Origin of the sequence: Campylobacter concisus, assembly GCF_902460545.1 — a bacterium.
Lineage (GTDB): Bacteria > Campylobacterota > Campylobacteria > Campylobacterales > Campylobacteraceae > Campylobacter_A > Campylobacter_A concisus_AE.
Genome location: NZ_CABPUE010000005.1, coordinates 61,883 through 70,174, shown reverse-complemented (window position 1 = coordinate 70,174; position 8,292 = coordinate 61,883). Strand labels below are relative to the sequence as shown.

Below are 8,292 nucleotides of genomic sequence, written 5' to 3'. Positions count from 1 at the left end.
ATCTTGTAAAGTAATACTCCTTAAACTATCCTCTAAAGCTTCTTGTGCTTTTAGGAGAGGGGTGGTTAAGAGGCCTTCAATCTTGCCACCAAGCGGGCAGGCTTTAGGTGAGTCAGAGTGGATCTTAAAAAGTTTTTCTTTATCATTTACTGCGTTAAAAATTTGAAGGAGGGTTAGGACTCTTTATTTGATATTTTAAATAAGCTTACTATTGAATATTCTAAATATCTAATTAAATTTATAAAAAACTCTATTTAGATAAAGCCCTTCAGCTGGAGCTGGGATACGAGTTAAGGCAAGGTGTCCATTAAGCGAAGCATTGATGAGCTCACCACCATTTTTTATACTCAAGGCCTTAAGTAGATTTGCAACCATAAGCCGTACTTGAGCGCGTAAAAAGCCATTCGCTTTAAAAACGATGATAGTTTGGTTTTTGTATTCATAACAAAATGCCTTAAAAATTTCTCGTACTGGGCTTTTTGTGTCACTTCCTGTTTTCATATAGGAGCTAAAATCATGCTTGCCAACAAAATTAGATAAAATTTCATTTGCTTTTTTGATATCGAATTTTGGCAAAAAGACTTTATAGTTTGAGTCAAAAACATCAAATTCTCCATGATCTATAATGTATCTATAAGACCTTGCTACGGCGTCAAATCTTGCTTGAAAATTTTCATCAACTAAATTTATACGTTTTATATGAATATTTGGGTGGGCATGGCGGTTGATTAGCTCTTTTAAGTGCTCTAAATTTTTAAAATGATCGCCACAAATTACGCTTGAGCTTTGATTGATCGCATGGACATTTTTGTCTGTACGTGAGCTAGAGACTATTTTTTCAAATATTCCAACGTGAGCTAGAGCACGCGAAAGCTCATCTTCTACACCATTTTCATGCGGCTGAGTTTGCGAGCCTTGAAATTTGGAGCCATCGTAGCTATAAATTAGTTGGATTTTCATTAGTATCTTCGCATGATCTTGGCTTTAAAAAGCAAAATTCCTACCAATAAAAAGACGAAAAATATTAGCGGAATCGCAAAAGCTGGCTTTGACGAAAAGAGCATTATGAGCGTAAAATACCCAAATAAAACGCCAAACGTACCAACATAAACCATACCCTTTTCATATCTATAAGTAACGATGCCAAAGCTTATGGCAAAAAGTGTACTGGCAAGTGGAAATAGCGCAACAAGCACATATGTGCTAAGGTCTTTTCTTCTTTTTTCACTACTATTTGCCTCCGTCCAGTACTCTTTTATACTTCCTATATCACTTATCTCTTCACTTTGGGCAGTCCTTATCTTCATAGATTTGAAGTTGCTTTGATGATAAATTTCATCTTTTATGTCATACATTTTTCCATCTAATAAAGAGAGTTCAATGCTTTGATTTGTATTAGTGATCTTTGCATTTTTAGCAGTGATTAAGCGTTGGGAGTCTTTAATGTAAGGATTAAACATCACGATATCTTTATAAGTAGTGCCATTATTATCTTGCATTTCACTGCCCACATAGACCATCCAGTCAGAGAATTTTTGTCCAAACTGAGTTGGCTTTAAATTTAGCTTTGCAACAGTCTTTTTATAATCAATAAAATTTGCATTTAGCTGTGCGGCTATTGGTATCATTATGGTAGCAATTACAAGTAGAGCAGTGCTTAAAAATGCTGAAAATATTAAGAAAAATTTAGCAATCTTATTTGGCGAGCCACCAAGCGTAAAAATAACGATACTTTCATTCTCTTTTGATAATCTAAAAAGAGTCATGGCAAGTGATACAAAAAATGCGATAGGCACGACAAAAAGTAGTACACGTGGAAGCATAAATGAGTAGAGTTTAAAAAGCTCACCAAAGCTGATCTCAATGTAAGAAGTGATGCGTGCGATCTGGATGAAAAATACGATCGACATGATCAAAAAAAGCGTACTAAATAGCGACGCAAAAGTCCCTAGGAAGTTAAATAAAAGATATCTATTCGCTCTACTCATAAATAAACCTTAAAATTTCTAAAATTTGCTCTTTAAAAGCGTATGTAATAAGTAAGCCAAGACTTAAAAATGGCACAAAAGCCAGCTCGTAGCCCCTTTTTTGAACGACCGCATAGACTGGAAGCGTAAAAAGTGCTGCAAGATAGATCGCCACTAGAGCCAGTTTGACTGGCAAGATAGCTCCGATGATCGCCGCTATAAAGATATCTGCACTACCCATCGCTTCTCTTTTTATGGCAAAGCTTACAACAAATCTAAGCACCCAAAAGATAAGTGCAAAAAGGAATAAATTTAAAATTTGGGCAAAATTTTCTTTAAATATAAAAAGCATCAAAGCGTAGATAAATGCGAAAAATAGCGCTGCAAAAAGAAGCGCATCTGGCACGGCTTTATATCTTATGTCTATGACGCTAAGAGCTAGCAGCATTATAAAACAAAGCCCTAAAAATAGCGCGTAAAGCAGCGTTTCTACACTTAAAATTTCGCCGCACTCTTTAAAAAAACAGATCAAAAAAAGTATCCCAGAAACTAGCTCGATCACTGGATAGATGAGGCTTATTTTTTGCTTACAAAAGGCACATTTGCCGCCTAAAAATAGCCACGAAAAAATTGGAATATTGTGATAAAAATTTAGCTTATGATCACAGTTTGGGCAATGAGAAGCTGGAAAATTTATGTTCTCATTTCTTGGTAGGCGGTAGATCAGCACATTTGAAAATGAGCCCACGCAAATACCCAAAACAAAAGCAAAAACGGCAAAAAAGATGACTAAATTATCCATTATCTTGCTAAACTCCGCCAAATCTTCGCTCTATATTTTTAAATTTGCTAACGATATTTGCAAGCTCATCCTTGCTAAAGTCAGGCCAAAGTGTTGGCGTAAAAAATAGCTCCGCGTAGCTTGCCTGCCAGAGCATGAAATTTGAGAGTCTACTTTCTCCACCAGTTCTAATGAGAAGATCCACCGGCTCACTCTCATCAAGTGCTGCATTTAGGCTTGCTTCGTTTATCTCGCAGCCTTCTAAAGTTAGCTTTCTTGCAGCTCTAATAATCTCATCTTTTGAGCCGTAGTTTATAGCTAAATTTAATAATAAATTTTTATTCTCTCTTGTAGTGTTTTTGGTGATTTCTATCTCGTTTTTTAGCTCATCGCTAAATGGCGAAATGTCGCCGATCGTGTTAAATTTAATCCCATTTTTTATAAAATCAACATGCTTTGAAATGAGAAATTTCTTAAGCAAATTCATCAAAAATTCGACCTCTTTTTGCGGCCTTTTCCAGTTTTCAGTACTAAATGCGTAAAGACTTAAAATTTTCACCCCATTATCGATACAAAATTCGCACATATCGCTTACTACATTTGCTCCAGCTTCGTGCCCGTTTGTCCGTAAAAATCCACGTTTTTTAGCCCAGCGCCCATTTCCATCCATGATAATAGCAAGGTGGTTTAATTCATTCAATCTTTAGCCTTTTATATCAATAATTTGTTCTTTTTTGCTCCAAAGAGCACTCACATTTTGCACTGTTATGTTAGTGCTAAATTCTCTTTTTAGCAAGCTAGCCACATTATTAAATGGAGTCGTGATCTCGCACATAGCTTCATCTTTAAATTTAAAAATAAGTGGAGCAAAATTTGAAAATATTAAAAAAATTTTTATATCATCCTCCTCTTTTTTTAGCTGAAAAACACCGTTTATGCCATTATAAATAAATGGTATATGCACGACATTTTCTTGCAGAGCAAAGAGCATTTTCGCTAGCACTTTCATCTCGTCTTTTGTCTTAGCTTCACTTAAACTTTTAAATAAATAGTCATAAAACCACGATAAATTCTCATTTCCTATCAAATTTTCGATAAGATTTAGCCCATCAGCCAAGACATCCTCATATAAAATTCTTGGCTTTTCGTATAAATTTTTTATGACGATATTTTCGCCCTGGCTTTGCACCTCGCCCCAGTATTTCGAGCCTACGTTTAGCTCTTTTGCGCTTTTTGTGTTTAAATTTCTATTTGCGAAATTTAAAATGTATCTGTTAAAGCCGATCTTTTGGCTTACCAAGATACTAAGCGGAAGTGACGAATTTATAGCTACTAACGGAGAATTTGCATTTTTTGCTATTTTTTGAATGTGAGAAATTTTCTCTATCATAAATTTGCTGCTAGCTCCACGATACGTCTTGCGATCTCGTCTTTTGCGGCAAGCGGTAGCAAAGTTTCACTATTTTTCGTGATGAAATTTACCTCATTTTGCTCGCTTGCAAAGCCATTTTTCTCACTCAAGATATTTAGGCAAACTGCGTCAAGCCCCTTTTGCTCTAGCATTGCTCTAGCATTTTTGTGTGCGCTCTCACTTGAGATTTCAAGCTTAAAGCCGATCTTTTTGCATTTAAACTCTTTTAAGCTTTGCAAAATATCGACATTTCTCTTTAGACTTAAGCTTAAAATTTCGCCAACATCCTCTTTTTTTATCTTGCCATCAATTTTTGTCGGCACAAAATCGCTTACTGCAGCACACATCACAAGTAAATTTGCGCTCTCACACTCGCTCTTGCAAAGCTCTAAAAGTTCATTGCTTGAGCTAAATTTAAAGCATTCAAATGGCTCGTTTTCCACTTCAAAGCTAGCAAGTAGCGTAACATCAGCACCAGAGTAATAAAAAGCTCTTGCAAGCGCCATCGCCATCTTACCGCTTGAGAAATTTGTAATGGCTCTAACATCATCTATCTTTTCTGTCGTCGCGCCACCAGTGATTACTACTTTTTTGCCTACAAAAAGAGGCTTGCTAAGTCTTTTTATAACAGCTTCTACTATCATCTCAGGACTGGCAAGACCGCCCTTGCCAACGTCGCCACAAGCTAGAGTTTTTAAAACCGGCTCTACTACTAAAGCACCGTTTTTCTTTAAAATTTCAAGTGAGTTTTGCGTCGCGAAGTGCTCGATCATATTGTTATTTGCAGCTGGAGCGACAACTAGGGGCACGTGTGAGGCGGCGATTAGCGTTTGCATAAAGACATTGTCGCAGATGCCAGCTGTTAGCTTATTTATCGTATTTACCGAAGCAGGTGCGATGAGGACTAGATCCATTTTAGAGTAGGCTATGTGATTTACGCCATCTTGCCAGTTTTGCGTTTGTGAGCTTAAAATTTTATGCTCGCTTAGCGCTTCAAAGCCGCTTACACTGCAAAATTCAAGCGCTCCGTCACTTAAAGCCACATAAACATCAGCACCTTTCTTTTTAAGCAGCGATAAAATTTCGTAAGCTTTATAAAAGGCGATACTACCGCAAACGGCAAGTAAAATTTTCTTATTTTTTAACATCGTCTTTGCCAAAGAATTTCTCAAAAAAGCCGCTTTTGTTCTCTTGACGACCTCTGCTGATAGCTAGAGCGCCGCTTTCAACGTCTTTTGTGATGGTGCTGCCAGCTGCGATGATGACATTATCAGCGATATTTACAGGAGCAACTAGCTGTGTATCTGAGCCAACAAAGACGTTTTTGCCGATCTTTGTTTTGTGTTTTGCTTTGCCGTCGTAGTTGCATGTGATCGTACCACATCCGATGTTTGTGCCACTTTCTATCTCGCAGTCGCCAAGATAGCTCAAATGTCCAGCTTTTACGCCGCTAAGAACGCCTTTTTTAACCTCGACGAAATTTCCTATGTGCGTATCAGAAATTTCAGAATTTGGCCTGATGTGAGCTAGTGGACCGATGTCTGAGTTTTTAATAACGCTGCTTTCGATCACCGATGAGCTTTTGATGATACTTTCTGTGATGACGCACTCACCAAGGATACTTACGTTTTCTTCGAGCACGCACTCGCCTTCAAATTTAGCCCTGCTATCTATGAAAATGCTCTCAGGCATGCGCATCAAAACGCCAGCCTTCATCAAATTTTGCTTGATCTCATCTTGCATTATTTTTTCTGCAATGCTAAGCTGAAATTTATCATTTATGCCCATAAAATTTTGCTCGCTAACATTCACTGCAACGCACTTTAAACCCTTTTCATTTGCTATTTTTATGGCGTCAGTTAGGTAGTACTCTTTTTGCGCGTTTTGGTTGTTTATGAGCGGTAAAATTTGCTCTAATGCTTCGCGCTTAAAGCAGTAGCAGCCAGCATTTACGCTTTTTATCGCAAGTTGCGCTTCGCTAGCATCTTTTTGCTCGACGATGCCTTCAACTTTGCCGTTTTTTATGATGACTCTGCCGTAGCCAAAAGGATTTGCTGCTTCAAATGAGCTCATAACCACGTCAGCTTCGGCATTTGCTAGACGCATTAGATCGGTTGATTTTACAAGAGGCATATCACCACAAGTTACTATCACCTTTTCGCCGCTTAAATTTACGCTTTTTATCGCGCCAGCAGTGCCTGGAAAATTTGCTAGATCTTGCTCGAAAATTTTAGTTTGAGGGAAAATTTCTTTTATCTTTTTGCTAATTAACTCTTTTTCGTAGTGAAGCATGACGCTAACGTCATTTGTGATCGCATAAGCTTGCTTTAATATGTGAATGATCATTGGCTCGCCACATAGCTCAAATAGAACTTTTGGGCGTTTTGATTTCATTCTGGTGCCAAGACCAGCCGCTAAAATTATGATTGAAGTATTGTTCATTTTTAAGCCTTTTAACGTTAAAAATTTCGCAGATTGTAGCAAAAAATGGCAAACAATTTTTTTAATTTAACGATTGTTTCAACAAAAAGCTAATAAAATAGCAATTCTTAAGAATTTATAAATAAAGTGAGCTTAAATGGATTTAGGAACCGTCGTCGGCTGGGTTTTGACCCTGGTGCTTTTGTTTGGATCAATGGCGATAGGCGTTGGTATAGGACCATACATCGATATTCCTTCTGTGATGATCGTTTTTGGTGGTACTATCGGCGTTATGATGGTTGGCTTCAAGATGGAGACGCTTAAAGGTGTTGGTAAATTTTATGGCATTGCTGTTAAGCCATCAGTCGTAGTAAATTTACCTGAGACTATAAAAAAAATAGTTGATTATTCAACCAAAGCTAGACGTGATGGTATCTTATCGCTCGAAAGCGAAGTAAATAATGAGACAAATCAGTTCTTAAAAAGAGGCCTCTCAATGGCGGTCGATGGCAATGAGCCAGATGCGATCAGAGCACTTTTGGAGATCGATATCGATCAAACTAGTACAAGACATTCAAATAATATTAAAATTTTTGAGCAAGTCGGCGGTTTTGCGGGTGCTATGGGTATGATAGGAACGCTCATTGGTCTTGTTGCGATGCTTCTTAACATGTCAGATCCTAGTGCGATTGGCCCATCAATGGCGGTTGCCTTGCTTACGACGCTTTATGGTGCGATGATAGGTAATATCATAGGTGCGCCTGTGGCAAATATCCTCTCTATTCGCGATGCTGATGAAGCACTTGAAAAACAAGTCGTACTTGAGGGAATCATGTCGATACAAGCGGGCGATAATCCAAGAACGCTTGAGGCTAAACTCTTAGCATTTTTACCACCAAAAGATAGAAAAAGTCAGTTCGAATAATGGGTAAGTTAATAAAACCAGAAGAGTGTCCAAAATGTATGCCTGAGTGGCTAGCTGCTTTTGGCGACCTTATGTCACTTTTGCTTTGTTTTTTCGTTTTATTGCTTTCTATGGCGACAATGGATGCTAAAAAGATGGAGGCTGCCGTTGGCTCACTAGCTGGTGCATTAAGTGTGCTTGAAGGTGGTGCTAGACCTGAAAATCAGATAGAAAAAGAGACGGATCCAGAAAATACTCGTGCAAAAAAGATAAGCAAGCAAAAGGGCTCACAAAGTGAGCTAAATATGAATGTTAAAAAGATAAATGAATTACTAGCTGCTAGCGGGGCACCTGAGATCACTATGGAAGAGAGTGAAGATGGCTTTATCGTAAGGCTTCCAGCGGCTATGCTTTTTGATAAGGATAGTGCTGAAATTTCTGGTGAAGATGCGAAGCTATTTTTAAAACGAATAGGCATGATTGTGGCGAAAATGCCTAATGATGTAAAAGCCGATATCATCGGCCATACAGATAATATAGAGCCAAGCAAAGACTCAGCTTATAAAAATAACTGGCAACTCTCAACTGCAAGGGCTTTAAGCGTGGTTGAAGAGCTAATCAACGATGGCGTACCACAAAATAGAATAATAGCTTCTGGCAAAGCTTCGTTTGATCCGATCGCTAGTAACAGCACAGAAGATGGTAGAGCTAAGAATAATAGAGTAGAAATTCACTTCATATCGCTTGAGCCAAAAAATAAAGAGGCTACTAAGAAAAGTATCCTTGATATGAGGAATTAGTCGTGAAA

General features: G+C 37.9%; 9 protein-coding genes. 2 read left to right on the top strand and 7 right to left on the bottom strand.

Annotated elements, in window-relative coordinates:
- Positions 1-228: 228 nt before the first annotated feature.
- The 7 genes from truA to glmU are packed head-to-tail and all read right to left on the bottom strand — an operon-like array spanning position 229 to position 6,601.
- Positions 229-960 (bottom strand): tRNA pseudouridine(38-40) synthase TruA, encoded by a 732-nt coding sequence (gene truA / locus FZ949_RS04810; RefSeq protein WP_087586584.1) that lies wholly within the window; start codon positions 958-960, stop codon positions 229-231.
- On the bottom strand, positions 960-1,988 hold the full coding sequence (locus FZ949_RS04805) for an LptF/LptG family permease (protein ID WP_087586585.1): 1,029 nt from the start codon (positions 1,986-1,988) through the stop codon (positions 960-962). The genes truA and FZ949_RS04805 overlap by 1 nt, the downstream gene beginning before the upstream one ends.
- Positions 1,981-2,769, bottom strand: a complete 789-nt coding sequence (locus tag FZ949_RS04800) for a prepilin peptidase (protein ID WP_103580135.1) — start codon at positions 2,767-2,769, stop codon at positions 1,981-1,983. Before FZ949_RS04800 ends, FZ949_RS04805 begins: the two co-directional genes overlap by 8 nt.
- Before the next feature lie 7 nt (positions 2,770-2,776).
- Positions 2,777-3,448: a polyprenyl diphosphate synthase gene (gene uppS, locus FZ949_RS04795; protein WP_103580132.1), complete on the bottom strand. Its 672-nt coding sequence runs from the start codon at positions 3,446-3,448 to the stop codon at positions 2,777-2,779.
- 3 nt (positions 3,449-3,451) lie between these two features.
- Positions 3,452-4,138, bottom strand: a complete 687-nt coding sequence (locus tag FZ949_RS04790; protein WP_103580131.1) for a hypothetical protein — start codon at positions 4,136-4,138, stop codon at positions 3,452-3,454.
- Complete coding sequence (gene coaBC, locus FZ949_RS04785; RefSeq protein ID WP_103580134.1) at positions 4,135-5,307, bottom strand: bifunctional phosphopantothenoylcysteine decarboxylase/phosphopantothenate--cysteine ligase CoaBC; 1,173 nt, start codon at positions 5,305-5,307, stop codon at positions 4,135-4,137. Before coaBC ends, FZ949_RS04790 begins: the two co-directional genes overlap by 4 nt.
- Positions 5,294-6,601 (bottom strand): bifunctional UDP-N-acetylglucosamine diphosphorylase/glucosamine-1-phosphate N-acetyltransferase GlmU, encoded by a 1,308-nt coding sequence (gene glmU / locus FZ949_RS04780; protein ID WP_103580130.1) that lies wholly within the window; start codon positions 6,599-6,601, stop codon positions 5,294-5,296. The genes coaBC and glmU overlap by 14 nt, the downstream gene beginning before the upstream one ends.
- Positions 6,602-6,737: 136 nt before the next feature.
- Here glmU and FZ949_RS04775 point away from each other — a divergent pair, with 136 nt between their 5' ends.
- Positions 6,738-7,505 carry a motility protein A gene (locus FZ949_RS04775; RefSeq protein ID WP_103580129.1) on the top strand — a complete coding sequence of 256 codons (768 nt, stop codon included), beginning with the start codon at positions 6,738-6,740 and terminating at the stop codon, positions 7,503-7,505.
- Complete coding sequence (locus FZ949_RS04770) at positions 7,505-8,284, top strand: OmpA/MotB family protein (RefSeq protein ID WP_035167452.1); 780 nt, start codon at positions 7,505-7,507, stop codon at positions 8,282-8,284. Before FZ949_RS04775 ends, FZ949_RS04770 begins: the two co-directional genes overlap by 1 nt.
- Positions 8,285-8,292 lie beyond the last annotated feature (8 nt).